The sequence below is a fragment of the Roseibium sp. LAB1 genome (genome assembly GCF_054658235.1).
The window spans coordinates 30557-56447 of the sequence record NZ_BAAGIB010000005.1; the positions used below are offsets into that span (position 1 = coordinate 30557).

At 60.3% G+C, this 25891-nt stretch carries 25 protein-coding genes and 1 pseudogene; 14 read left to right on the forward strand and 12 right to left on the reverse strand.

From position 1 onward, the window contains the following. Positions 1-6: 6 nt before the first annotated feature. Positions 7-645, reverse strand: a complete 639-nt coding sequence (locus ACYQ54_RS24830) for a TetR/AcrR family transcriptional regulator (RefSeq protein WP_460087298.1) — start codon at positions 643-645, stop codon at positions 7-9. Positions 646-791: 146 nt separating this feature from the next. On the opposite strand from ACYQ54_RS24830, the gene ACYQ54_RS24835 reads away from it, so the two are divergent. The 7 genes and pseudogenes from ACYQ54_RS24835 to ACYQ54_RS24865 form a co-directional block, all read left to right on the forward strand. Next, positions 792-1625 (forward strand): FAD binding domain-containing protein, encoded by an 834-nt coding sequence (locus ACYQ54_RS24835; protein ID WP_460087300.1) that lies wholly within the window; start codon positions 792-794, stop codon positions 1623-1625. Beyond that, complete coding sequence (locus ACYQ54_RS24840) at positions 1622-2122, forward strand: (2Fe-2S)-binding protein (RefSeq protein ID WP_460087301.1); 501 nt, start codon at positions 1622-1624, stop codon at positions 2120-2122. Before ACYQ54_RS24835 ends, ACYQ54_RS24840 begins: the two co-directional genes overlap by 4 nt. Further along, complete coding sequence (locus ACYQ54_RS24845) at positions 2119-4500, forward strand: xanthine dehydrogenase family protein molybdopterin-binding subunit (RefSeq protein WP_460087302.1); 2382 nt, start codon at positions 2119-2121, stop codon at positions 4498-4500. The genes ACYQ54_RS24840 and ACYQ54_RS24845 overlap by 4 nt, the downstream gene beginning before the upstream one ends. 49 nt (positions 4501-4549) lie before the next feature. Further along, a complete protein-coding gene (locus ACYQ54_RS24850; RefSeq protein WP_460087304.1) occupies positions 4550-5605 on the forward strand; it encodes a C4-dicarboxylate TRAP transporter substrate-binding protein in 1056 nt (351 codons plus the stop codon). Positions 5606-5681: 76 nt separating this feature from the next. Further along, positions 5682-6245 carry a TRAP transporter small permease subunit gene (locus tag ACYQ54_RS24855; protein ID WP_460087305.1) on the forward strand — a complete coding sequence of 188 codons (564 nt, stop codon included), beginning with the start codon at positions 5682-5684 and terminating at the stop codon, positions 6243-6245. Then, positions 6242-7570: a TRAP transporter large permease gene (locus ACYQ54_RS24860; protein ID WP_460087306.1), complete on the forward strand. Its 1329-nt coding sequence runs from the start codon at positions 6242-6244 to the stop codon at positions 7568-7570. The genes ACYQ54_RS24855 and ACYQ54_RS24860 overlap by 4 nt, the downstream gene beginning before the upstream one ends. Positions 7571-7693: 123 nt before the next feature. Then, positions 7694-7869, forward strand: a pseudogene (locus ACYQ54_RS24865) (DDE-type integrase/transposase/recombinase); the annotation flags it as partial. 31 nt (positions 7870-7900) lie between these two features. Here the strand turns inward: ACYQ54_RS24865 and ACYQ54_RS24870 are convergent. From ACYQ54_RS24870 to ACYQ54_RS24900, 7 genes are all read right to left on the reverse strand, one after another. After that, positions 7901-9304: a M20 family metallopeptidase gene (locus tag ACYQ54_RS24870; RefSeq protein WP_460087308.1), complete on the reverse strand. Its 1404-nt coding sequence runs from the start codon at positions 9302-9304 to the stop codon at positions 7901-7903. Beyond that, complete coding sequence (locus tag ACYQ54_RS24875) at positions 9301-10881, reverse strand: gamma-glutamyltransferase family protein (RefSeq protein ID WP_460087309.1); 1581 nt, start codon at positions 10879-10881, stop codon at positions 9301-9303. The genes ACYQ54_RS24870 and ACYQ54_RS24875 overlap by 4 nt, the downstream gene beginning before the upstream one ends. 12 nt (positions 10882-10893) lie before the next feature. Continuing rightward, a complete protein-coding gene (locus ACYQ54_RS24880; RefSeq protein ID WP_460087310.1) occupies positions 10894-11886 on the reverse strand; it encodes an ABC transporter ATP-binding protein in 993 nt (330 codons plus the stop codon). Positions 11887-11894: 8 nt separating this feature from the next. After that, positions 11895-12881: an ABC transporter ATP-binding protein gene (locus ACYQ54_RS24885; protein ID WP_460087311.1), complete on the reverse strand. Its 987-nt coding sequence runs from the start codon at positions 12879-12881 to the stop codon at positions 11895-11897. Further along, positions 12878-13777, reverse strand: a complete 900-nt coding sequence (locus ACYQ54_RS24890; protein WP_460087312.1) for an ABC transporter permease — start codon at positions 13775-13777, stop codon at positions 12878-12880. The genes ACYQ54_RS24885 and ACYQ54_RS24890 overlap by 4 nt, the downstream gene beginning before the upstream one ends. 1 nt (position 13778) lies before the next feature. Further along, positions 13779-14696 carry an ABC transporter permease gene (locus ACYQ54_RS24895; protein ID WP_460087313.1) on the reverse strand — a complete coding sequence of 306 codons (918 nt, stop codon included), beginning with the start codon at positions 14694-14696 and terminating at the stop codon, positions 13779-13781. A gap of 69 nt (positions 14697-14765) precedes the next feature. Next, positions 14766-16277 carry an ABC transporter substrate-binding protein gene (locus ACYQ54_RS24900; protein ID WP_460087314.1) on the reverse strand — a complete coding sequence of 504 codons (1512 nt, stop codon included), beginning with the start codon at positions 16275-16277 and terminating at the stop codon, positions 14766-14768. 147 nt (positions 16278-16424) lie between these two features. Here ACYQ54_RS24900 and ACYQ54_RS24905 point away from each other — a divergent pair, with 147 nt between their 5' ends. After that, positions 16425-17204: an IclR family transcriptional regulator gene (locus tag ACYQ54_RS24905; protein ID WP_460087315.1), complete on the forward strand. Its 780-nt coding sequence runs from the start codon at positions 16425-16427 to the stop codon at positions 17202-17204. Positions 17205-17411: 207 nt separating this feature from the next. Here the strand turns inward: ACYQ54_RS24905 and ACYQ54_RS24910 are convergent, their stop codons facing one another. Both ACYQ54_RS24910 and ACYQ54_RS24915 read right to left on the reverse strand, forming a co-directional pair. Beyond that, the gene (locus ACYQ54_RS24910) at positions 17412-18041 is read right to left on the reverse strand and encodes an FMN-dependent NADH-azoreductase (RefSeq protein WP_460087316.1); all 630 of its coding nucleotides are present in this window, start codon (positions 18039-18041) and stop codon (positions 17412-17414) included. A gap of 36 nt (positions 18042-18077) precedes the next feature. Beyond that, positions 18078-18344 (reverse strand): hypothetical protein, encoded by a 267-nt coding sequence (locus ACYQ54_RS24915; RefSeq protein WP_460087317.1) that lies wholly within the window; start codon positions 18342-18344, stop codon positions 18078-18080. A 166-nt stretch (positions 18345-18510) separates the two neighbouring features. Between ACYQ54_RS24915 and ACYQ54_RS24920 the strand changes: the two genes are divergently transcribed. From ACYQ54_RS24920 to ACYQ54_RS24930, 3 genes are all read left to right on the forward strand, one after another. Beyond that, positions 18511-19134: a CGNR zinc finger domain-containing protein gene (locus tag ACYQ54_RS24920; RefSeq protein WP_460087318.1), complete on the forward strand. Its 624-nt coding sequence runs from the start codon at positions 18511-18513 to the stop codon at positions 19132-19134. 120 nt (positions 19135-19254) lie between these two features. After that, a complete protein-coding gene (locus ACYQ54_RS24925; RefSeq protein WP_055661508.1) occupies positions 19255-19656 on the forward strand; it encodes an SRPBCC family protein in 402 nt (133 codons plus the stop codon). Next, positions 19653-20465, forward strand: a complete 813-nt coding sequence (locus tag ACYQ54_RS24930) for an RNA polymerase sigma factor (RefSeq protein ID WP_460087319.1) — start codon at positions 19653-19655, stop codon at positions 20463-20465. Before ACYQ54_RS24925 ends, ACYQ54_RS24930 begins: the two co-directional genes overlap by 4 nt. Before the next feature lie 110 nt (positions 20466-20575). On the opposite strand, the gene ACYQ54_RS24935 is transcribed toward ACYQ54_RS24930, so the two are convergent. Then, positions 20576-21571, reverse strand: coding sequence for an acyltransferase domain-containing protein (locus tag ACYQ54_RS24935; protein WP_460087320.1), 996 nt, complete (start codon positions 21569-21571; stop codon positions 20576-20578). Between ACYQ54_RS24935 and ACYQ54_RS24940 the strand changes: the two genes are divergently transcribed. Further along, positions 21570-22385 carry a 4'-phosphopantetheinyl transferase family protein gene (locus ACYQ54_RS24940; RefSeq protein WP_460087321.1) on the forward strand — a complete coding sequence of 272 codons (816 nt, stop codon included), beginning with the start codon at positions 21570-21572 and terminating at the stop codon, positions 22383-22385. The two genes, ACYQ54_RS24935 and ACYQ54_RS24940, sit on opposite strands and share 2 nt — an antisense overlap. 24 nt (positions 22386-22409) lie before the next feature. Here the strand turns inward: ACYQ54_RS24940 and ACYQ54_RS24945 are convergent, their stop codons facing one another. After that, positions 22410-23231 carry a metallophosphoesterase family protein gene (locus ACYQ54_RS24945; RefSeq protein WP_460087322.1) on the reverse strand — a complete coding sequence of 274 codons (822 nt, stop codon included), beginning with the start codon at positions 23229-23231 and terminating at the stop codon, positions 22410-22412. Positions 23232-23339: 108 nt separating this feature from the next. On the opposite strand from ACYQ54_RS24945, the gene ACYQ54_RS24950 reads away from it, so the two are divergent. After that, complete coding sequence (locus tag ACYQ54_RS24950) at positions 23340-24629, forward strand: cytochrome P450 (RefSeq protein WP_460087323.1); 1290 nt, start codon at positions 23340-23342, stop codon at positions 24627-24629. Further along, on the forward strand, positions 24626-25882 hold the full coding sequence (locus ACYQ54_RS24955; protein WP_460087325.1) for a hydroxymethylglutaryl-CoA synthase family protein: 1257 nt from the start codon (positions 24626-24628) through the stop codon (positions 25880-25882). Before ACYQ54_RS24950 ends, ACYQ54_RS24955 begins: the two co-directional genes overlap by 4 nt. Positions 25883-25891: the final 9 nt, after the last annotated feature.

Consider the following 25891-nt stretch of genomic DNA (forward strand, 5'->3'; position numbering starts at 1 on the left):
ACCTGATCAAGGGCAGGGTCTGATACCGAACGACAGCAGGAAACGATCAATCGCTCTCGATATGGCCTCGGAAGGATCGTCCGGGCAGGGAGTGCGGTAGATGTGCTGGCGGATGCCGATGTAGACGATGCCGCCATGGAGGTTCCAGATGTCTTCCATGACAGGGGAGACGCCGGAAGTGGCCGCGTGCTCGATCTCGTTAAGCAGCGGCCGCAGGATGACGTCGCCGAGGTGCTTGAGATAGCGGCGGTTGAGCTCTGCGCCGTAAAGGCCGGAAAACATGAAGATCCGCATCCACTCGTACTGGAAGATGAGCGTGCTGTATTCGGTGTAGAAATCGAGCAGGCGCCGGCGAAGCGGCACTGTCCGGTCGGTCAGTCGCTCTGGCCAGTCGGGAGAAATGCGCCCGAGGTAAACCTTTTCGTAGACCGCCTCGATGAGATCGTCCTTGGTGGCGAAATAATTGAAGAGCAGCGATTGTGTAACGCCGATGCGCTTGGCGAGATCGCGGGTGTTGCCGTCAAGGCCGACCTCAGCGAAGAAGGCCACGGCCCCGCCGACGATCTGCTGGCGGCGCTCGGAGGGGGGCAGCCTGCGGCGGCTCGAGGATTCCCCCGTTTCGGCGACATCGGTCATTCCATTCATGTCCCTTTTTCCAGCCTCCCTCATACGGCAAGCAATAATCTACTTGCAATCTTCTGATTTTTATAGATCATCTGATCAATAAAGTTGAGCAGATGCTCAATAAGCGATGCTGGAGGGCATCGCAATGATATCGGGAGGGAGACGCCATGAAGGCATCGGCGGGTGGTTATGCCCGGGCATCCAGCTTGCGTAACGCGCTGGAAATGCTGGCCGCGAGCGACGGCAACGGCCGTGTTCTCGCAGGTGGCCAGAGCCTGGTTGCGGCCTTGAACCTGCGTCTCTCCGCAGGTGACGTCCTGATCGACATTTCCCGCCTGAGCGAGCTTGCCGGAGTAACCGAAACGCAGGACAGTCTGCGGATCGGAGCCCTGACTGCGCATGCGGAGATTGGTCGTAGTCCGCTGATCCGGCAGTCTGCTCCGCTTCTTTCACAGGCGGTGGAATTCATCGCCCATGCGGCGATCCGCAACCGCGGCACCATAGGTGGTGCGCTGGCTCATGCCGATCCGGCTGCAGAGTTTCCGGCCTGCGTTCTGGCCCTTGGCGCCACGCTTCATGTGGAAGGCCTCAACGGCTCGCGAGACATACCGGGGGAAGATTTCTTTCAGGACATTTTCGAAACGGCCATTGAGGAGGGTGAAATCCTGACCGGCCTCTCAGTCCCGAAGGCAGAGCCCGGAGAAAAGCAAGTCATCATCGAGGTTGCGAGGCGGTCCGGTGACTATGCCCTTGCCGGAGTGTGCCTCGTTAAGCGTACCGAAGGACACCGGCTGTCGCTTTTTTCCGTCGGGCCCAAGCCAGTCCTTGCAGAAGGGGCCATGGCCGCTCTCGACCGGGGCGACATCGAGGGCGCCGTTCAGGCACTGCAGGCGGAAATCGACCCACCGTCGGACACGCAGGCAAGTACCGCGTACCGCCGTCACCTTGCCGGTGTCCTCTTGCGCCGCGCCGCTGCCAGGATCGAGGGAGGAAACGCATGACGGAGATGTTCCGCGACAAGATCGACATCAGCCTGACCGTGAACGGGGAGCCGGTCGAGGCGCGTGTTCCGGCAGGCCTGCATCTCGTTGATTTCCTGCGCGGTGAGCTTGGCCTTACTGGCGCCCATGCAAGCTGCGAACACGGCGTTTGCGGTGCCTGTACGCTGAAGGTCGATGGCAAGGCCGTGCGGGGCTGCCTGATGCTGGCTGCCCAGGCGGACGGTGCCGAGGTCTGGACAGTGGAAGGCTTGTCGGACCTGGGTGCGATAAAGGATCTTCAGGACGTTTTTGTCGAGCGCAACGCGCTTCAGTGCGGCTTCTGCACGCCCGGTATGCTGGTTGCCATAAACGAGCTGCTGGAGGCCGGCGGCATGCCCTCGCGTGATCAGATCCGTGAACATCTATCGGGCAATTACTGCCGCTGCACCGGTTACGAAGCCATCGTGGACGCGGTCGAGACGGTGGCGCGTGTCCGCACACAGAAGGGGGCCGCATGACCATTCAATTCGGTAATCCGGACCGGCCCAATTCCTATATTGGCAAGACGGTCCCCCGGCCTAACGCCCGGCGTCTGGTCCAGGGACGCGGGGTTTATGTGGATGACATCGTGCTGCCGCGCATGGTCCATGTGGCCTTCGTCCGGTCGCCCTTCGCCCACGCCAAGATCAACCGTATCGACGCCGAGGATGCAAAATCGGTGAAGGGTGTGCTCCGGGTCTTCACGGGCAAAGACATTGCCGAGGTCTGCAAGCCATGGGTAGCTGTGCTCGCTCATCTGAAAGGCCTGAAATCCCCGCCGGAACACGCGATCGCCGTCGACCGCGCCTGCTGGGTCGGCGAACCGGTGGCCGCCGTCGTCGCGACGTCCCGCGCCGCCGCCGAGGATGGCGCGGCTCTTGTTGATGTTGACTACGAACAACTGGATGTCGTCACCGACCTGATGACCGCGCTCGATCCTGAGACGCCGGTGCTGCATCCGGACATGGGCGACAACCTTGCCTTCCGGCGCCTGCACGAACAGGGGGACGTGGACGAAACCTTCCGGACCGCACACAAGGTTGTCTCGGCACGCTTTGTCACCGGACGGCACACGGGCGTGACGCTGGAGCCGCGCTCGATCCTGGTCGACTGGAACCCGGCAGAGGAACAGATGACCGCCTGGCACGCGACGCAGGCACCCCACATGATCCAGACAGTTCTGGCCACTCATCTCGACCTCCCGGAAAGCCGGGTCCGGGTCATCTGCGAGGACGTCGGCGGTTCCTACGGCATCAAGGTGCATGTCTATCCGGACGAAATGGCAACGGCAGCAATCGCCAAGATCATGAAACGGCCGGTGAAATTCATAGCCGACCGGCTGGAAAGTTTCTCCAGCGACATCCACGCCCGCGATCACCGGATCGAGGCCAAGATTGCGGTTGGGGAAGACGGCCGGATCCTCGCCATGGATGTCGATGACTGGACAGCGATCGGCCCTTATTCTGTCTATCCGCGCACCTCCGCCATCGAGGGCAACCAGGTGGTGAACCTCTGCGGTGGCCCGTATGACTTCCAGAATTACCGGGCCAGGACTACGGTCGTCTTCCAGAACAAGACGCCGACCTGCCAGTACCGGGCAGTCGGCCATCCGATCGCGGTTGCGATCACCGAAGGGCTGGTGGACATGGCTGCCGCCGAGATCGGCATGGACCCGGTCGAGATCCGCCGGCGCAACATGTTCAGGGACGATGCCTATCCGGTGACGTCTCCCGCGAACATGCGCTTCGAGGGCCTGTCGCATCACGCCTCCATGGACAAGCTTCTGACGCTGATGGATTACGACGGCTTGCGAGCCGAACAGGCAGAGCTCCGCAAGAAGGGCATTCACAGAGGCATCGGTATTGCAAGCTTCATCGAGCTGACCAATCCCTCGCCCTTCATGTACGGTATCGGTGGCGCGCGCATTTCGGCACAAGACGGGTGCACGGTGCGGATGGATCCGGATGGATCGATCGTCGCCTTGTCCGGCGTAACCGAACAGGGGCAGGGCACCGAGGCGATGCTGAGCCAGGTGGTCGCCGAAGGGCTCGGCGTGTCTCCTGCGCGCGTGCGCGTCATTACCGGCGATACACAAGTGACGCCCTATGGTGGCGGTACCTGGGCGTCGCGCGGGGCCGGTATTGGGGGGGAAGCTGCGCTGCAGGCGGCGCGGGCACTGCGCGGTTCCATCCTTGAGGTGGCCGCCTCCATGCTCCAGGCTGATCAGGCGCAGCTAGACATTCGCGACGGTGCTGTGGTCGACAGCGTCTCGGGCGAGGCCCGCATGCCGCTCGAAGAGCTCGGCCGGATCGTCTATTTCCGCGGTGACACATTGCCGAAGGGCCTGCCGCGTGAACTCGTCCAGACCCGGCACTTCATCACGTCCGAATATCCCTTCGCTTTCACCAACGGCGTCCAGGCATCCTATCTCGAGGTCGATACGGAGACGGGGATCGTCAAACTGCTGAAGCACTGGTGCGTCGAGGATTGCGGGCGGGTGATCAATCCGCTTCTCGTGGACGAGCAGATCCGGGGTGGCATCGTTCAGGGGCTCGGCGGAGCGCTCTTTGAGGAAATCCACTACGACGCGGAAGGCCAGCTCCTGAACGGCTCAATGGCGGACTACCTCGTGCCGATGGCAGCCGAAATGCCCGACATGATCATTGGGCACGTGGAAACGCCGACGCAGGAGAGCCTGCTCGGGGCCAAGGGCGCGGGCGAGGCGGGCACCGCCGGGTCTCCGGCCGCCGTCATGAATGCGATCAACGACGCTCTCAGACCCATGGGGGCGCAGGTAACCGAAATGCCGTTCACGCCTGAACGAATACTCAGAGCGCTCGGAACCTTGAAGGACTGAACCAGAGGGGCCTGGGAGGATAAGGCCCCGAACGCAGGGAGGAACAATCATGAAGTTCGTAACATTGGCAACCGCAACGGCCATGCTGGCCTGTTCCGCCGGCCTCGCCGCCGCGCAACAGACAATCACGGTCAACATCGGCTCGTCGCATCCGGAGCAGAATATCTGGGTCTATGCGATGAAGAACACCTTCCAGCCGGAAGTGAACCGGATCCTGGAAGCTGCCGGCGAGTACAAGATCGACTGGGAGGAATCCTACGCGGGCACGCTCTACAAGTTCACCGACACTCGTGAGGCCGTCATGGACGGCATCGTCGACGTCGGCATGGTCGGCACCGTCTGGGAAGGTGCCAACATGCCGCTCCAGAACGTGACCTACTTCACGCCGTTTGCCACCGAAGACCACAAGATGATCATCGAGATCTTCGACGATCTCTCGGAAAACCTGCCGGAGCTGCGCGACAGCTGGGCGGAGAACGGCATGGTGCACCTGTCATCGCTGATTACCGACAGCTACGACATTTATGCGACCTTCCCGGTCAGCTCCATGAAGGACCTTGAGAACCGCAAGCTGAACGCGCCGGGAACCTCGGCAAACTGGCTGCGCGGGACGGGCGCGACCCCTGTCGACGGTGCGCTGACGACATACTACACCAACATTCAGACAGGCGTGACCGAAGGCACGCTGTCCTTCGCATCCGGTATCCTTCCAACCCGCGTCTATGAAGTCGCGCCGGAACTCACCCGCGTCGGCATTGGCTCGATGTACTTCGGCGGCATCGCCGCCAACAAGGACTTTTTCGACGCTCTGCCGGAGCCGGTTCAGGCCGCCTTCCGGGAAGCTGCAAAGGCGACTTCCGCAGCTCACGGCCAGTATGTCGAGGATCTGGCGACGCGCGCGCTCAAGGAAATGCAGGAAGCGGGCCTGACGATCCACGAGTTGCCGGAAGCCGAGAAAACCGCTTGGGTGAATGGCCTGCCGAATATCGTGGAACCCTGGCTGGAGCAGACGGGCGATGCCGGCCGTGTCGTGCTGAAAGCCTATTTCGACGCCTTGCGCGAACGCGGCGCGGAACCGCTGAGGTCCTGGGACGAAGGTCTCTGATACCGACCTTGCCTCACACCTCTCCCGCCCGGCATCCTGTCCGGGCGGGTTTTTTGAGAGCGAACTGGACGTAACGATGACGGATGACAGCAGAGCCGAGGCCGACGATGCCTATGTTCCGGCGTTCTCGGAGGCGCCATTCGGTGCGATACTTGGCGGCATTGCCGCTATCATGTCATCGGTCGGTACGCTTTCCATCGGCGCGCTCATGGTTCTGATCGTCGCAGATGTCCTCGGCCGTAACTTCTTCAACGCGCCTATCACCGGCGTTGCGGAAATTGCGGCGCGCACCGTTGTTGCCATCGTCTTCCTGCAGGTTGCCGCCGCCATCCTGCAGAAGCGACTGACGCGGGCCGACTTTCTCGTCCGGCGCCTCGAAGGCGTGTCGCCGAAAGGTGTCTGCCTGATCGAGGCCCTGTTCGCCCTTTGCGGCGTCATCGTTTTCGCTCTGATCCTATGGGCCTCCTGGCCGAAATTCGCCAGCGCCTGGGCGACGTCCGAATTCTTCGGTGTCCAGGGTGTCTTCACCATTCCGACTTGGCCTTTCCGGGGCATCACGGTCCTTGGCTCGGCAGTCGCCGTGCTGGCCGCATTCTACCGCGCGCGCGAAGAAATCCGCACATTCCGGAGCCTTTCATGACGACGTTGACTATCGGATTCCTGCTTGTCGGCGCGTTGATCGTTCTGGTGCTCCTCGGTATGCAAATTGCCTATGCGCTGTTCCTGGTGGCCTTTGCCGGGATCTGGATCATACGCAGCAATATCGACCTTGCCCTCAGGATGCTGGAGCTGACCGCCTACAGCGGCATTGCGGATTATCTGTTCGCAACCATTCCCCTCTTCGTGCTGATGGGATTGCTGGTGAGCGTTTCAAACGTCGGGCGAGACACCTTCGAAGTTGCCGAGGAACTTCTGCGCCGGGTCATCTGCGGGCTTGGGGTCGCAACCGTCGCGGCCAACACGATCTTCGCCGCGGTCACTGGCGTTTCCATCGCCTCGGCGGCGGTGTTTACCCGTGTGGCGGTCCCCGAAATGGAGCGCCACGGGTATCGCCCGGCCTTTGCCGCTGGTACGGTTGCGGGTTCCTCGGTGCTTGGCATGCTGATCCCGCCGAGCTTGCTCCTCATCATCTACGGCGTTCTGGCGGAAGTCTCCATCGGCGGCATGTTCATCGCCGGCATCGTACCGGGGCTGATGCTTGCCGGCGGCTTCGTGACAATGCTCGTTGCCGTCACCTTGCTGTTTCCGGGCTTCGTCCTCACCGATCCTGCCGCCGCGAAGGAACGCCGTCTCGACAGGGATATCGAGCCGATGCCGGTCGGCCAGATGGTCGCCAAGCTGGTGCCGATCATCCTGCTTGTGATCCTGGTGCTCGGCGGGCTTTATTCTGGCTATTTCACGCCAACGGAGGCTGGCGGTGTCGGCGCCTGCGGTGCGTTGCTGGTCGCGCTCTCACGCCGCTCCCTCAATCGCCATAACCTGTGGCGGGTGATGAAGCAGACCGGTGTTATCTCAGTCTCGATCCTGCTGCTTCTCATCGCGGCAAGTTACTATTCGCGGATGCTGTCGATCGCCGGTCTTCCCAATGCCATCGCGGGCCTCGTGAACGAGAGCGGCCTCGGCCCGATGGGCTTCATGATGCTGTGCTCTGCGCTCATTCTCGTCATGGGTATGATCCTCGACAGCACGTCGATCCTCCTGATCATGGTCCCGATCGCAGCACCCATTGCGCAGCACATGGGTATCGATCTCAGCCAGTTCGGCATCGTCATCGTGATCGCCGTGGAAATCGGTCTTTTGACCCCGCCCTTCGGTATCTCGGTCTTCACGGTGCATAACACGCTCAACGATCCGGACGTGTCCGTCGAACAGATCTTCGCAGGCACCTTGCCGTTTATCGCAGTCATGCTTTTTGTCTTGCTGCTCGTTATTCTTCTCCCTGGCACCGCCACCTTATTCTTGTGATTGGAAGAAGAAAGCGCAGCTTATCTGTGTAGGCAGATAACACCGTCATTTGCGGTGCGTTTGAACAGTGCTGTCACATTGTTTGAAGTGTCGAAGCGCAAAGCAGCGTTGACTGGTTTTCAGACCCTTGCTCCGGATGCCGAGCATCGCGCTTACAAGGGGCTGAACAACAGGATAGAGAATTCCCATCGCCCGACAGGCAAACGGGAGACGATCATGGGTCGATTCAAATCGCTCCGGCAAGCTTGACGGCTTCTGTCCGCCCACGATCAGATCAACAGATCTTCCGACCGCGCCGATAAAAACTGTCTGCTACCTCTTCTCAGCTCGCTATGAGGCTGAGCCGGACCGGCTGGCCTTGGTGTCACCTATATCCCAGAAAAGACCGGTCATCATTCGTAAGGCTTCGCGGCTTGAAGACAGGAGCAGGTGCTCGTTCGGGGCGTGTTGTGAACAGCCCGGATAGGAATGCGGCAGCCAGACTGTCGGAAGGCCGAGCGTTTCGGAAAAACTCTCGTTGGGAATGGATCCGGCGAGATTGGGCAGAAGCACCGGCTTCTTGCCTGTGGTTTCCTCAACGGAGGCGGCGGCCCGCAATACCCAGGGATGCGCGGGATCGAGACGCGTCGCGTGGAACGTGCCGCGTTCCATCGGTACGATCTGCACGTCAGTGAAGCCTTGGCGGTCGAGGTGGCGACGCAGAGCCGGCAGGATGTCGTCCGGGTCGGTTCCAACGACGTAGCGAAGCTGGCAATGGGCCGTCGCCCAGCCGGAAATTGCATTGACCGGGGCTTCCGGCACACCGCTCTTTTGCGCCAGTACCGCAAAGGAGTTCCAGCCGAACACCCGTTCGGACGGCGTCAGGGTTTCTTCACCCCAGTCCGTGTCGATGGAGGGGCCCTCGAACCCGCCAACCGGGCAGTCCTCAAGAGCCTTGCGGATCTCAGGCGTCAGGCTTGTTGGGCGCCATTCCGGAACCCTGATCTGGCCGCGACGGTCGACGATCGAAGCAAGGGCGTGTGCCAGGACAATTGCAGGATCTTTCAGCAACCCGCCCCAGTTGCCGGAATGATGCGCACCATCGCGATATTCAACGCGCAGGTCGAAATTCACCGCTCCCCGGGATCCCATGAACAAGGTCGGCTTTTCAGGATGCAGGCGCGGTCCGTCGGACGCGATCAGGACATCGGACTTCAGGAGGTCCTTGTTGGCCGAAAAAAGCTCGACCAGTCCGGGTGAACCGCATTCTTCGGCCATTTCCAGAATGATCTTCGCATTGAACCCGAGCGCGCCGCGCGTTTTTACGACAGTCCGGAGCGCGGCAATGTTGATCAGGTGCTGACCCTTGTTGTCCGCTGTGCCGCGGCCATAGATCTTGTCTCCTTCGACAACTACCTTGAACGGTTCCAGGCCCTCGCGCCACTGGTCCGCCTGGGCGCGGATCACATCGCCGTGCCCGTAGATCAAAATGGTCTCAAAATCGGGATTTTCGATCCGTTCGGCATAGAGAAACGGAAATTGGGGAGCCGCCGGGTTCTCCAGGATGCGGCAGATGAAGCCGATGTCATTCAGCATGACAGTGGCCGCGTCGTTCAGGTAACGAAAAAGGTCGTCCCGTCGGAAATCTTCCTGACTTTCGGTCGGATAGGAAACGAGCCTGGAAAGCTCTTCGACAAAATCACCCTTATCGGCGTAGGCTTCAATGTTATTCAGTGCGGTTGCGCGGGATGTCATGCTGATTTGATTTCCTTTTCGGCTACGGCATCGCCCCAGGGGGACATGATTTCCGTGCAGCCGGTATTCATTCCATTTTCGCGCATCACCCCGGCGGGGCAGGCGAAGGCATAGGGATAGACCGTGCGCTTGACCGTGACAGTCGGCTGTATCTTCTCCAGCGAGGCCACGATCTCGGGAGGCAGGTCTTCGTCCGCGATGGTGATCTCGGCGCCGGAGTTGTCGACGCGCGGCTGGTGGAATGCGTCCTCCAGATCCAGTCCGAAATCGATCATGAAGGACGTCAGATTGAGAACCGCAGGCAGAATCTTTCGCCCGCCCGAAGCGCCGATTGCAAAGCGCCTGCCGCCAATCTCGCCGAGCGTCGGGCAGACATTCATCAGGCAGCCCTTGTCGGGCGCGAGTGAATTCGGCTTGCCGGGCTCCGGGTCGAACCACATGATACCGTTGTTCATGAGAAGACCTGTCGAGGGGGAAACCACACGCGACCCGAAGATGGAAAGCAGAGTCTGCGTGACCGCAACCATGTTGCCATCCCGGTCGACAACGGAGAAATGGGTCGTGCAGGACGGCGCGTGCGGCGCATCTTGATCGCCCATGGTTTTCAGGCGGTTTCTGTAGGTGGCACCAAGCGCTTCGACCATCGCACCATAGCTTTTGCCATCGGGTGAGGTGCCCGGCTCGAAGGCCTCTCCCATCATGGAGAGACATTCGGCAAGGTTTGGTCCTGCCGTCAGGCCTTTGGAAGCATGCACCACGCCGCCGCGATAGGGGATGCTGATCGCGTCACGCAGGTCCGCCCGATAGGCTTTGAGGTCTTCGAGGCTGAGCGACCCGCCTTTTGCCCGGATGTCCGAGACCATGGCACTGGCAATGTCGCCTTCGTAAAAATCGCGTGCGCCTGCCTCGGCAAGCCGTTGCAGCGTTTGGGCCAATTGGCTCTGATCAAGCCTCTTCTCGGCAAGGGCAGTCCAGCCGGCGATGGTCGGCCATTGTTCGTCCTCAAGGAAGAGCTTCGCCGCGTCCGGATCCTTGGCCAGTTCGCGTGTGGTGGAAGCAATGATCAGGGATGCGTACCAGTCGACCAACAGGCCGTCTTTTGCGAGGTTCACGGCCGGTGACAGCAAGTCCTTCCAGCCGATCCGGCCGAAGGTCTTGTGTGCCAGTTCCATGCCGGCGACGATGCCGGGAACGGCAATTGCGCCGGCGCCCTGGACATTCCGGTCGTCCTTCACCGAGAGCCATGGAAAAAGGTCGGAGGACTTGCCTGAGCCCTCCAGCGGATAGGCCGCAGGATCGAGTGCTTTTGGAGACCGCATGCCGAAGAACAGCGTGTAGGCCTTCTGCTCGGCCTCGCGCCAGATCATCATGCAGCCGCCGCCGGCCGGCCCGCTCATCCAGGGCTCGACGACACCGATTGCGAAGGAGGTCGCAACGGCCGCGTCCATGGCATCGCCGCCGGCTTCAAGGATCGCGGCGCCGACCTCTGCGGCCTTGCGGTGTTGGGCCGCGACAACACCGCCGCGGGTGGCGGTGACGCGTTTTCGAACGCTCTGGGTCGTGGAGAAATTATTCATTTGATCATGACGTTAAACTGGCTGAACGAAAAGCCCATCAGCACTCTTCTTGTAGAAATGGCAGTCGACGTGTGACGAACCTGCCTGAACGTGCGGAGGTGCTTTTGAGGCGCAAAGGTCCGTCGCCATCGGGCAGCGTGGATGAAAGTGGCATCCCGACGGAGGGGATATCGGATTTGGAAATGTGGCGCCCAGGTGAATGTCGGGAACCGCGAGCGAGGGATCGGGTGTCAGAACCGAGTCCAGCAGTGCTCGGGTATAGGGATGCTTCGGACCGGCAAAGAGGTCGGCTGCCGTGGTTTCTTCGACGATCCGGCCGAGGTACATGACCGCGACACGGGTCGCAAGATGCTCGACGACCGCCAGATTGTGGCTGATAAAGAGATAGGTGAGCCCGAGTTCCTCGCGAAGATCGGCAAGCAGGTTCAGGATCTGCGATTGGATAGACACATCGAGCGCAGAGGTCGGTTCGTCGCAAATGACGATTTCCGGATTGATCACCAGAGCACGGGCAATAGCGACACGCTGGCGCTGGCCGCCCGACAGCTGGCCGGGGTAGCCCCGCCGAACGCGTTCGGGCAGTCCCACGAGATCCAGCATCTTTGTAACCGCCTGGCTGCGAGACGCGCTGTCGCCGATCTTGTGGACCACCAGCGGCAGTGAGACGATTTCCTCGATGGACTTTCGCGGATTGAGTGAGGAATAGGGGTCCTGGAAAATCGGCTGGATGCGCCGGGCCAGCAGTTGCCGATCGCTCGGACCGATCTCCTTGCCGTCGACCAGAACTTCGCCGCTTGTCGGACGTTCCAGTCCGAGCAAGATCTTGGCCAAAGTCGACTTGCCGCAGCCCGATTCCCCCACAAGGCCCAGAACGTCCTTCTTGTGAATGCGCAAGGAGACACCACCGAGCGCCTGCAGCGGTTTCGGCTTGGAGAACATGCCCTGTTTGACCTGATAGGTCTTCGTGATGTTGGTCAGTTCCAGCACCGGTTGACGATTTTTCATGCCCGACATCACGCCACCTCACTTTTCAGCGGTTCATGAATGCAGCGGTACATGTGCTCGCCACTGGCAGAGCGTTCCGGAACGGTCGTGGCACAGGCCTCCACCGCCAGTTCGCAGCGGCTGCGGAACGCGCATCCCGAGACGGTGCCGACAAGGGATGGAACGATCCCGGGGATGGACCCGAGCGGTTCGCCCGGTTTCGTCTTTCCGGGCACCGGAATGCAGTTGAGCAGCCCGCGGGTGTAAGGATGGGCAGGAGTGTCGAAAATTGCCTTTGAGGAGCCGCTTTCCACGATTTCGCCGGCGTACATCACCGCCACCTTGTCGGCGATGCGCGCGACGACGCCGAGGTCGTGCGTGACCAGGATCAGGGCCATGTTCATCTCTCGTTTGAGGTCCGCGAGCAGGCGCAGGATCTGAGCCTGGATCGTCACGTCGAGTGCGGTCGTCGGCTCGTCGGCGATAATCAGATCCGGTTCGCACATCAGCGCCATGGCAATCATCACCCGTTGTCGCAGGCCGCCGGAAAGCTGGTGCGGAAATTGCCGGAGACGGCTTTCCGCTGCCGTAATACCGACCTTGCCGAGAAGGTCGGCTGCACGTGCCATGGCCTCCCCCTTCGACACCTTGCGATGCAGGCGCAGCGCCTCGCAGAGCTGGTCGCCGATCGTATAAGCCGGATTGAGCGAGGTCATCGGCTCCTGGAAGATCATCGCCATGCGGTCGCCCCTGAGCGCCTGCATTTCCCTCTGCGGCATCGATCCGAGGTCACGGCCGTCGAATTCCATCATCTCGGCACTGACCTGCAGCCGTTTACCGAGCAGGCCCATGACGGCAAGAGATGTCAGCGATTTGCCCGATCCCGATTCACCGACGATGCAAAGGGTTTCGCCGCGGTTCAACTGGAAATCGATGCCGCGCACCGCATGCAGCGTACCGCCACTGAGAGGGATATCGACTGTCAGTTTTTTGACGTTGAGAATGGGGGCGTTCATCCCTTGGCCTCCGGTGCAGTGACATCGCGCAGCCCGTCTCCGAGGAGGTTGATCGCCAAAACCAGAAGGAAGAGGGCAATGCCCGGAATGGTGATCAGCCAGGGCTGGAACAGCATCATTTCCTTGCCTTCTGAAATCATCAGGCCCCAGGAAGGCGTGGGTGGTTGAACGCCCAGGCCCAGAAAGGAAAGCGCGGCCTCCAGAAGAATGGCGTGCGCCATTTCAAGCGTCATGACCACGATGAGGTTGTTGGCCACATTGGGCATGATTTCCGAAAGCAGGATGCGCGGCGTGGAGCAGCCGATTGCGCGCGCTGCATTGACGTACTCCAATCCACGTATCTGCATGACGGAGGAACGCATGACGACAGCAAAACGGTCCCAGAGCAGGAAGCCCAGCACCAGGATGACGATCTGAAGCGAACCGCCGAACAGGGCAACGATGGCAAGGGCTACCAGAACCACCGGCATTGCGAGGCGCACGTTGATGAGGAACGTCACCGCAAGATCGACTTTGCCGCCGAAATAACCGGCAGCAACACCAAGCGTGGTGCCGATGAGACCGGAGATAAGGGCTGTGACAATACCGATCAACAGCGATATGCGGGCGCCGTAGAGCAGGCGAGCCAGGTAGTCACGACCGAGCTGGTCGGTGCCCAGCAGATGGGAAGGATCAGACCCGGCCATCCAGAAGGGCGGTTTCATTCTGGCTGCGAGATTTTGCGTGTAGGGGCTGTGCTCTGCCAGCAACGGAGCGAAGACTGCCGCTGCGACGACGAGGCCGAGGACGGCAAGGCCGAACAGAAGGCTGTAATGCCCGAAGACGCGGCGGCGAAGCAGGACGTTGCGGCTGACAGCGACGATGCTTTCTGGGGTTTGTGCGGAGGCGCTCGTCATATCAGCCTACCCTGATGCGCGGGTCGAGCCAGGCGTTTGCCAGGTCCGACAGCAAGGTGAAGAGGATGTAGAAGCAGGAAAAGATCAGGATAAGAGCCTGAACGGTCGGCAGGTCGTGACGGCCGATGGATTCCCATGCGAGATACCCTGCGCCGTGCAGGGCGAAAATGGATTCCACGACGATGGAGCCACCGAGCATGAAGCCCATCTGCACTGCCGAGAGCGATACCACCGGAACGATTGCGTTTCGGAGAGCGTGTTTGAACAGCACTCGTCCTGCACCTGCCCCTTTGGCCCGCGCTGTGCGGACGTAATCAGCGTTCAGCACTTCCAGCATTCCGGCACGAGTGAGCCGCATGATCGCGGGCATGGCGTAGTAGCCGAGCACGATCGTCGGCATGATGAAGTGCCGCCATGTCTCGGAACCTGACGGTGGCAGAAGGCGGAACTTGATCGAGAAGACAACGATCATGATCAGCCCAAACCAGAAACTTGGCATGGCCTGGCCGGCGACTGATATGAAGAGAGCTACACGGTCGATCAGCGAGTTTGGCCGGATCGCGGCAAGGACCCCGAGCGGAACGGCCGTCAGCAGCGCGAAGGAAATCGCGCATACGCCAAGCGTCATCGTGACGGATAGACGGTCGGCGATAAGTTCTGCAACCGGAAGCTTGAAGTAATAGCTTTGGCCGAAGTCACCCTGTACGGCGCTCCAAAGCCATTCTGCATATTGTTCTGCAAAAGGCCGGTCGAAACCATACTGTTCGTTTATTGCTGCAATATCGGCTTCGGTCGCGTTTTCTCCGGCGATCGCGGTGGCCGGATCTCCTGAAAGATGTAGAAGCGAGAAGCTTATCGCCGAAACGGTAAACGTCACCAGAACGGCCAGGCCAAGCCGCTTGAGAGCAAAGGCAAGCATGAAGTGCACTCCAACACGAGGGACGCCCCGCTCTCCGGTAGCGAGCGGGACCAGGACGGCAGGGCCGTCTTATTTCCAGCTCATCTCGAAGAAGCGGACGATTTCATCCGGCGTCGGCGAGAAGTCGACTTCCGTCGTGAAGACGTAGTTGGTGTTGTAGGAGAACAGCGGGATCCAGTAAGCCTCGTCCGCGATCTTCTTCAGCGCCTTGGAGTAGTTTTCCTTGCGAACTTCACCGTCAACCGTCGTGTCACCGGCATCCAGCCAGTTCTTGACCTCTTCGTCGCGGGCGAAATCCTGGTTGCCGAACTTGAAGAAGAGGCTGGTGATGGCCGAGATGTCGGCAATCGAGTTGGAGCCCCAAGTCAGGAACCCGAAGCCGGCATCGCCTTTCTGCTGCATTTCACGCAGTGCTGAATATTGCAGGTAGTTGAGATCGGTCTTGATGCCGACCTCAGCCAGATAGGCCATCATGGCTTCCGCATAAGGCCGGTTGCGGTAGGCATAGAAGTCGATCGTGAAACCATCCGGATAGCCGGCCTCAGCCAGCAACTCCTTGGCCTTCTCGGGATCGTACGGGTAGGCTTTTACGTCCTGCTCGCAGCCGAACTGGCTCGGGTAGCAGGCGGACGGAACAACTTTCGAGCTGCCCTGGAGAAGGTTGTCGACAATGGCCTGACGGTCGATGGCATATCCAACGGCCTCACGAACTTCCTTTTTCTGGAACGGATTTTCACCGCCGCGGCCGGCGGCATCCATCGTGATGTACCCGATCCGCATGGTGCTCTCGTTGGAGACGGTGAATTGGTCCATCGTCTTGAGCTGAGCGGCCTGATCGGACGGAACGTTCCAGATCATGTCGATGCCCCCGGAGAAGAGCTCGGCCATCTGCGTGTTCACGTCCGGAATGGTGCGGATATCGATGGTTCCGATGGAGGCTTTGCCTTTCGGGCTTTCGTGATAGTCGTCGTACTTCTTGAGAACGTAGTGTTTGCCGGGGTCGACGCTTTCAACCATGTAGGGCCCCGTTCCGACGGGCTTCTGACCCATTCCGGTCGGCCCGACCTCGGCGTAGTATTCATTCGGATAAATGGACACCAGCCCGGCCAAGTATTCAAGCGCTGCCGGGAAGGGACCTTTGGTGTGGATCCGCACGGTGTACTTGTCGATCTTTTCCGCGCTTTCCATCCAGTTGACGTTGCCGGGAACGACCACGTGATTGTCTGGATTGACGACGTAATTGACGGTGTAGACGACATCGTCGGCATCGAACTCCTCACCATTGTGGAACTTGATGCCTTCACGCAGCTTGAATTCCAGTGTGGTGTCGTCGATCCACTCCCAGGAAGACGCCAGGTTGCCGATGTATTCTCCGGTCTTTTGATCGCGGTACACGAGACCGTCCCAGACCTGACGAGCCAGGATCGTGCCTTCACGCGCCGACTGGAAGTAGAAGTCGGTGGTTTCCAGTTCTTTTGAAAAGGCTGTGCGAAGTGTGTCATCCGCCTTGTCTGCAAATGCCTGACCGCTGGAGAGTGCGGCGGCAAGAGCGATCGCACCTGTCGCTATGATTGGATTCATCTGTTCAAAACCGGCCCTTAGCCGACCCTCTGGTTGGTTTTTGTTGTATTATTATTTAATACTTATTATTTTATAATCATAGAGTGCATTTTATTCTCGCTTTTTGTCAAGCGTGGGAGTGCCCTAAAGTTAGGCGAGGCTAATTAAGTGGCGAAACCAATTCAGAAAAAGCAGGACACGCTGTTCGTCGGGTCACTCGAAAAGGGGCTGCGGATCATGTCCGCCTTCAATGCGCATCGCACCGAGCTTGGCCTGACGGAGCTTGCCGAGATCGTCGGAATGGACAAGAGCGCGGCGCAGCGGTTCACCAACACACTTCACAAGACCGGCTATCTCGAAAAGGATCCGGAAAGCAGGCGGTTCCGGCCGTCCCTGAAGTTCCTGGAACTCGCGGCCGCCTATTTGTGGTCCGATCCCTTCGTCCAGTTGGCCATGCCAAAGCTGATCGACCTCAGCCGCGATCTCGGTGAGCGGGTGAATGCCGCCAGGCTCGCCGGCTCCGACATCATCTATGTCATCCGCATTCCGACCCAGCTCACCAGTTTCGGAGCCATGGTGGTCGGCAACAAGGTGCAAGCGCTGAGTTCATCGTCCGGCCGCATCATGCTGGCCCATATGAGCGAGGAAGAACGCCAGTTAGCGCTGGAGACCTGGCCAATCGACAAGATTACGCCCCGGACGGTGACGGATCGGTCGCAGATTGCAAGGGAAGTTGAGGAAGCCGGGCAACAGGGATACGGTATTGCGGTCAACCAGAACATCATCAATGAAATTGGTATCGCGGCACCGGTGTTTGACCGGATAGGCAGGGTCGCGGGCACCGTACAGTGTTCCGTGTCTTCGCAAAAATGGTCGCTCGAACGCGTTCACAATGAAATCGCGCCAAGGCTGATGGAAGTCGCCAATTCAATCAACCTGCTGCGGTGAGGCGAGAGGTTGCTTCCTCGTGACCTGGGTTCCGGCGTGAACGGGCCGTGCTATCGCGGTCGCCAGCTTGATTTCCCTCTGTTCGACATTACGGTCGGGCTCGCCGCTACCGGCATTCCAGTACCATTGATATCCGGGCGAGGTCCTCACAGTTCTTCGCGCGCTGCCGCCCCGGCGTCGTAATACGCCGGGGCGGGACCTTTGCCATCAGGCCTGTTGCAGGAGAAGGCCCTGTGCGCGCTCAAGCGCCTTCATCTGGTCTCCGGCCGGGTCCGCGGTCAGCAGTGAAGGCTGGAACCGGACGGTTTCGATCTCTCTCACGCCGATGAAGTCGAGCCACCAGCCCAGATAGGTCGAATGGTGGTCGGTTCCATATTTGGCGGGTGCCCCCGGTGCATAAACCCCTGAGGTATAGAAGACCCGCGCCGACTTGCCGCTCAGCAACCCGCTGTACCCCGCTTCGGGATCGAAGCCGAACAGCAGGCCGGGTTGGGTGATGATGTCGATATATTGCTTGAGCTTGTAGGGGATGCCGCCGTTCCACATCGGCACCGACAGCACATATTCATCCGCATTGATGAAGCGGTCGGTGACGGCAACCACCTGGTCCCAGGCACTCTGGCGTGGCGCGTCCATGTCGCCCACGCCGAAAAAGGTCATCTTCGCCGCCGCCTTGTCGCCGTCGAACTCGGGCAGATCAGCGTTCCACAGCTCGAGCCGGTCAATGGCAACGTCCGGCTGGGCCGCCTGCCGCGCCGCGAGATAAGCCTCGGCAAGCTTGCCGGATTGCGACATCGGGCCGCGCGGCGATGCCGCGATATAGAGAATTTTGGTCATGCGTCGTTCCTTTCGATTGGGGTCGGTGAGTTGAGGTCAGTGGTCAAAGACGTCGTGGATGGTGGCGCTGATTTCCGGAGCATGTGTTGCCAGCGCGAAATGACCGGCGTCGAAGATGCGCGTCTCACCGCCCGGTAGCAGCACCTGGAGGCAGGTCACGGCCTCCATGGTGAAGAAGGGGTCGTTGGCACCCCGGGCGATCAGCGCCCGAAGCTGCCTGCGAAGGATGCGGAGGCAAGCAGGGCAGGTGCAAAGCCCGCCGCGACGGGGGATCTGCTTGGTGATGATCGGTTCATGTTGCATCGTTAGTAACCAGTAAAAACCACTTAGACAGTTATTTAGTAACCGCTTATAGAAATTATAGACAGTTACATTAACGTGATGGTGTGTGCGAAAATGTAACTGGTGAAATCTGGAAATAACGGTTATCAAAGCGGATCGTGCCCTCGACTCGCAGACGGAGGACCAGATGACACAAGACCCCAGACCGGCGCCGTTCTTCGTCGGAGAAAACCCCGCGCTGGATTTCCTGAACAGCGTCGCGATGCCGCGATCCATGCGCTACGACTGGCTGGAGACCGGCCCGGATCTGCTGGACTGGCTGGTCGCCGCGGAGCTTGCCTCGGAGGCTGAGTTGGCTCCTTTCCGAAAAGCTGCCGCCGCGCCCGCGCTTGAAGAGGCACGGCAAGAGATCGTTGCCTTCCGCGAGAGGTTACGGCCCTTCATAGAAGATGTCCGCGGCAGCCAGTTGACGGATGCGGGCCATCCCGTCATTACCGAGATCAATACGATCCTCGCGCGGGGTGCGCGTTTCCTGCAGATCGCACCCGCCACGGAATTGGACGGCCTCACCGCGCAGCCCCTTATCCTTGTCGACAGGCATCCGCTGACAGATCCGCGCGAGTTGATCGTCAGGATCGCGACTGCCGCCGCGCGCCTGATCACCGAGGCTGATTTCCGCTATGTGCGCAATTGCGAGGGGCCGACCTGCACGCTGTATTTCCTCGACATCAGCAAGAACCACAAGCGGCGCTGGTGCTCGATGGAGGTCTGCGGCAACAGGGCCAAGGCTGCCGCCTATCGCAAGCGCTGACCGGGTGCGCACCCCGTCGCTGATTTTTTCCAACTTTCTTTGTCACAGTCTCCCGCACCGCTGCCTCTTTCTCTACATGCGGCCGGGACTGGCCCGGCGCAGGTCACTGAGGACGAAAAGATGAAAACCCACGACGTGCAATCCATCAGCATCGCGAAACCTCGCTCGGAGGTATTTGCCTTTATCGCCAACCCGGCGAATTTGCCCAAATGGACCAACGCGTTCAAATCCGCTGACGCCGAAAGCGCCGAGTTGGTCACCCCGAACGGGGCGGTTCCGATCCGGCTGGAAACCCGCGCCTCCGCCGAACACGGGACGGTCGACTGGATCATGACCTTTCCCGACGGCTCAATGGGGGCGGCTTATTCGCGGGTGACCGAGGATGCGGGCGACACGTCGATCTATTCCTTCGTTCTGATGGCACCGCCGGTGCCTCTTGAAATGCTGGAGGGTGCATTGGAAGAACAGAAAAAGACCCTGGCCAAAGAGCTGGTGTCGCTTCAGGCTCGGCTCGAGGCATGATCCATCTGGATCCCGAACAGGTGAGCGCCGCGCGGCAAGGAGACCGCGCGGCGCTGGCATCGTTGGTGCGGTCCTTGCAGCGTCCGGTCTATGGGCTTGCCATGCGAATGCTGGCGCATTCCGCCGACGCCGAGGACGCCACGCAGGAAATTCTCATCAAGATCATCACCCATCTCGGCACAATCCGCGACGACCGGGCCGCGGGGGGCTGGGCGCTGAAAGTCGCATCCCGGCACCTTGTCGGGATGCGCAAGCGCAGCCGCGTGGAGGCGATGCGGATGAGCTTCGATGATTTCGCCAACGATCTGGAAACCGGGCTCGTCGTTCCGGACGACGATCAGACCGACAGCGTGATCACGGCCATCGCGATCGAAGAGATCAAGATCGGCTGCACGCTGGCGATGCTGACCTGCCTCAACCGCAGCCTGCGTATTGCCTATGTGCTGGGCGACATCTTCGAGATGTCCGACAGCGAGGCGGCGGAGGCGCTTGAGATATCCGCCGCCGCCTACCGGCAAAGGCTGAGCCGCGCCCGGCAGGAGGTTACCCGCTTCGTGAAGACTTCTTGCGGGGTAGTTTCGCAAAGCGCTGCGTGCCGATGCGAAAAGCGCCTGACGGCGGCACAGGACAGTGGCCGGGTCACCCTGGGCGCTCCGGCGTTCGGGCTGGGCGCCCCGGCTACCGATATCCCCAAACTGCGCCGCCAGATCAGGAATTTGGAAGAGGGACGACGGGCCGCCGCGTTGATGCGGTCGAACCCGTCCTTTCCAACCAATGTTGGCGATCTGATCATGGAGGTCATGAAATAACGCTCTTAGCTTCGCGTTCCCCACAGCGCTGACCGCAGCCACGGCGGTCGGCGCTGTGACATCCCTTCGCGCGCCGTTCAAATGGCCCTCGACAGCAATGCCCTTCCGACTCAGCCGCTGGTGTGGAGCGCTGCACCGCCGGAAGCGGAGCGGACAATGGTGTCGAGCCGTTTCAGGTCGCCACCGAATGGGGACATCACCGCGGAGAACGCCGACGAGGACCCGTCGCTCACTTCCTGTCGCAATATAGATGCGAAGGTACCGGTCGGGCTGAGGTCGATATAGTTTGCTCCGCCTTTCGCCTCGATCGCCGCGATGGTGTCGTGCAGCCGCATCGGTTCGCGCACGATCCGCCAGAGGTGAGCGCCATCGGCGGTGTCCACCGTCTGTCCGAGACAGGCCGACCAGACCGGCCAGAACGGCGTTTCAAAGGAAAGACCATTCACCGCGTTCAGATAGTCTTCCCGGGCGGTCTCGATCCAGCGGGAGTGAAAGGCAAACGGAACCGGCAAACGCTGGAAGGGAATGTCCAACCGCCGCAATTCCGCAATCACCCGCTCCGCCTCGCTTTCTGGCGCGGCGAGGACACAGTGGCGCTCCGCATTCACGCCGGCAACCTCCGTCGCCTCCTGCAGGACCGGCGATCTTTCACGAACCTCTTGCGGTGCCAGGATTGCGATCAGCGTGCCGGTTGACGTTGTCCTGCGAAAAACCGAGGGCTGGTGGGCCAGGGCCTTGAGGGCTCTTTCGAAGGGCAGCATGCCGGCCAGGCTCATGGCAACGAACTCGCCCAGGCTGACCCCGACCAGAAGATCGGGCCGAATGCCTTTGCTCTGCAGCAGCTTTGCCGCGGCAAACTGGGTCATGAAGAGAGCCGGGTGGGAATGCTCGAGATGGTCGAACGGCTCGCTCAGGCTGTGTTTGGTGGAATAGATGATTTCAAGAGGTGAAAAGCCTTGCGTCGTCTTTACGATCCGGTCACCGATTTCCATCCACTGTCTGAACACCGGGGCGGCATTAAAAAGGTCGGCTGCCATGTGATAGTACTGAGATCCTTGTCCCGCAAAGCAAAAGGCCGTGGGCAAGGCGGAGGAAAATGAACGCATGCAAAAGACCCTGAGGGGCAATCCGGAAACTCACGGCTTCTTGTCGCATGGACCTGTCGCCAACGGCAAGCAGCTCTTGTCACCTGATCGCGTGGCGGTGTGGTGGCTGTTCCTGGACGAGATCCGCGATGCAGACTGGGAAAAGCTCGACAGCATCCTGATCGACGAAGAGCAGGAGCGATCGGACAGGTTCCATTTCGAGCGAGACAGGCAGGTTTACATCGCCGCGCATGCGGCCTGCCGCGGCCTGTTGAGCTACTGTCTCGGAGAACTGCCCCGAAGCTGGCGCTTCAGTGTTGAAGACCATGGCAAGCCCGAGCTTATCTGTCCGCCGGGACAGCCCCGGTACCGAATTAATATTTCCCACACCCGCGGGCTGGCAGCCGTTGCCCTGGCGCGGGAACATGATATCGGCGTTGACGTGGAATGGCTGCAGCGCGATGCGCCGGCGGATGATCTTGCCAAGCGAATGTTCGCCGAAAGCGAGCGTCTGAAGGTCGAGGTCGCGACGGGAACGGAGAAACTCGATACGTTCCTCAGCTTCTGGACCCTCAAGGAAGCCTATGTGAAAGCCATCGGCAAAGGCTTGTCGCAACCTCTCGACGCCTTCGCCTTCGATCTGGAAACGGACGAGATCAGTTTCCGGGACGATTTGGCCGACACAGCCGCCAACTGGCACTTCGAGCGCTACCGTCCCGGGCCGGAACATCTGATGGCTTTGGCCGTGCGCCATCCCGACAAATCCAGCCTGATCGTCGATTCACAGCCCGCACCGCTCTCCTATCTGCTTGATCTTGCCGACACCCACAACTGAAGCGATGTCCGCTGCGGAGGGCCGCTAGGCGGGCAGAATGTCCCTCAGATATGGCTCGATACCAATGCTTTGATCCCACTGTCTCGGATAGCCAAGGGATACTTCCTCGAACCGGGTGGTGCCGCGCCAGTCGGTGCGGCGTGTATGCAGATGACCTGACACGACGACGCTTGCATTGAAGCGGATGTGCCAGTCCTCGGTCCTGCGCGTACCGCACCAGGGCGTGAAGCGCGGTGCCCGAGGAATGTGAATAAGGTCGCTGCGCAGGGGGAAATGGTTGATCAGGATTGTCGGCATGCCTTCAGGGATCCCTGCAAGGCGTTGCTCGGTTTCCTCGATACGCCTTTCGCACCACTCGTCCCTGCTTGTCCAGGGGGAGGGATCGAGGAACATTTCATCCGCGCAAACGGCGCCTTCTTCCCGGGCCCAGGCGACGACGGTCTCGCGATCGATGTGGTCCGGTCGGAAGCTGTAGTCATAAAGGAGAAACAGAGGCACGACGACATGCTCGCCGCCTTGCCCCTTCCAGACTTCATAGGGGTCTTCAGGGGTCACGACGTTGAATGACCGGGCCAGATCGACGAGCGCACGATAACGGTTTTCTCCGGCGAGCGCCGGGTGGCCCCGTTCCTCCGGAATGGCCCAGAGATCGTGATTGCCCGGAACCCAGAAGACCTTTTCGAATTTCCGCGTCAGGACGTCGAACGCCAGGCGCATGTGCTCGAACTTTTCTGCAATGTCTCCGGCGACGATCAGCCAGTCGCTGCCGAAGGCGGGCAGATCAAGAAGCGCGTCGCGATTGGCAGGGCTTGCCAGATGCAGGTCGCTGATGGCTTTTATTTTCATGGCGTTGGGGATTGTTACCTACTTCCTTGACGCCGACGGGCGCTTGGGAAACACTTCACGGAAAGGATGTAAAAGTCCAGCCCAGATCCCTCCCGCATGCGAGCTCTCATGACCGAAAACCATCCAGTCGAAGGGAATTTGCCAAAGACAGCGGGCGCTCCCGAAGATGGTCATGATATCGACTGGTGGTCGATCCTGTCCGACAGGGATTTCCTGGAAAATCCCTATCCGACACTAAGTCGGCTGCAGGCCGGTGGGCCGGTTCAGTTCGATGAACGCAGCGGGATCTATTTCGTACTTGGACACAAGGCTTTCAGCCGCATTTCCAAATCCACCGCGATGGGCCGGGACACGCGCAACTGGCTCGGAGGGTGGACGTCCGACGACTACCGCCAGCATGACCCGGTGGGGTTTCGTCTTTTCAGCGAATTCCAGCCGCAGATGATCAATTGTGACGGCGACGAACACAGGCGGATGCGCAAGGTCTATGAGCCGGCCTTTCGGGCACAGGCCATGTCGCGCCTCGTGCCCATGATCGAACAACAGGCCAGCCGGTTGCTGGCTGCGATGCCCGATGACGGCCAGGTCGATTTCATCGACGCCTTCGCGGCGCCTCTGCCGCTGCGGGTGCTGTGTGAACTGTTCGACATACCTGATAGCCTCGATGTCACGATCAGCAAATGGAGTGCGTCGCTTATTCGAATTGGCGATATCCTGATGACGCCGGAGCAGAAGCGCGAGGCCATGGACGCCCTTCGCGACTTCAAGGATTTCCTGCGAGACCAGATCAGGCAGCGTCAGGACAAGCAGGAAGACAATCTGATGAGGCTGGCGATCCAGGCGCGTCTCGACGGAACGCTGGATGAAGACGAGACTCTGACGAACCTGGTGTCGATGCTGGTAGCCGGACATGAGACCACCGTGACGCTGATCGGGAACGGCATGTTGCTCCTGCTTCGCCATCCCGGGGAACTGGAGCGCCTGCGACAAGACCCCGGGCTGACCCGGACCGCTATCGAGGAATTCCTGCGCATGGAACCGGGCGGCAACATGATTTTGCGCGTTGCCCTGGAGGAGTTCGATGTCGAAGGCACGCGCATTCCCAAAGGAGCGCCGGTGATCGGCCTGATCGGCGCCATCAACCGGGATCCCGCGCGCTTCGAACGCGCCGACGAATTCGATATTGGACGGCAGGCCAATGCACAGTTCACCTTTGGTGGCGGAGCGCATTTTTGCATAGGTGCACCTCTGGCGCGCCTTGAGGCCCACATCGCTTTCTCCTCGGTTCTTGGGAAATACCGGCACATTGAACTGGCGGGGCCGCCGGAATGGCGGCTCGACCGGATGAATGCCCGCGGTCTCGGGGTCTTGCCTTTGCACGTAAGGACAGCTGCATGAGCCGCCCCGTTGGTATCGAAGCCATGAATGTCTTCGTTGGCATGGCTGCGCTTGATGTGCGCGAACTTTGCACCCATCGAGGCCTGGATCTGCCGCGCTTCGAGAACCTCCTGATGCAGGAAAAGACCGTCGCGTTGCCATACGAGGACCCGGTTACCTTTGCGGTCAATGCCGCCCGGCCAATCGTCGACAGCTTGAGCGAGGACGAGCGAAACCGGATCGAAATGGTGATCACCTGCACCGAATCCGGGATCGATTTCGGCAAGTCACTCAGCACCTATGTTCACAAGCATCTGAACCTGAAGCCGAACTGCCGTCTCTTCGAGATAAAGCAGGCCTGCTATTCGGGTGGTGCCGGGCTGCAAATGGCGGTCAACTTCGTTCTGGCCCAGACCTCCCCGGGCGGGAAAGCGCTGGTGGTGACCACCGATATCTCCAGGTTCGCTCTTGCCGATGCGAATGCCGTGCAGGAATGGGCCTATTCGGAGCCAAGTTCAGGCGCCGGCGCCGTGGCCATGCTGGTGTCCGACAGGCCGCATATCTTCTCGATCGATCCGGGGGCCTATGGCAATCACGCCTTTGAGGTGATGGATACCTGCCGCCCGGGGCCGGACACGGAAGCCGGAGATGCCGATCTTTCCCTGATGGCCTACCTGGATTGCTGCGCCGGAGCCTTCGAGGATTATTCCCGCAGGGTCGAGGGGGCCGATTTCCGTGAGACCTTTTCACAGCTTTGCTTCCATACGCCCTTCGGCGGTATGGTGAAGGGCGCGCATCGTCACCTGATGAGAAAACTCTACAAGGCCAAACCTCAGGAAATCGCTGACGATTTTGACAAGCGGCTGGGACCAAGCCTTGCCTATGGAAAAAGGGTGGGCAACACGGCTGGCGGGTCGGTGTTCGTAGCCCTGGCAGGGACCATCGATACAGTGGACCTTACCGAACCGGTCCGCATCGGACTGTTTTCCTACGGGTCGGGTTGCTGTTCGGAGTTCTTCAGCGGCGTGGCGACTGCGCAGAGCAGGCAGAAACTGCGGTCCATGGAGATCTCAAAGTCTCTCGATGAGCGATACCGGCTTTCCATCGCCGAATATGAAGAGCTGCTTTCCGGTGGATCCGTTATTCGTTTCGGCACCAAGGATACGAAACTTGACCACGGGATCATTCCTGGCGCGTGGCCGGCTGCGGGAAAGAAAGACCGCCTTGTTCTCGATACCGTAAAAGACTACCACCGAAACTATATCTGGATCTGACGAGACGTC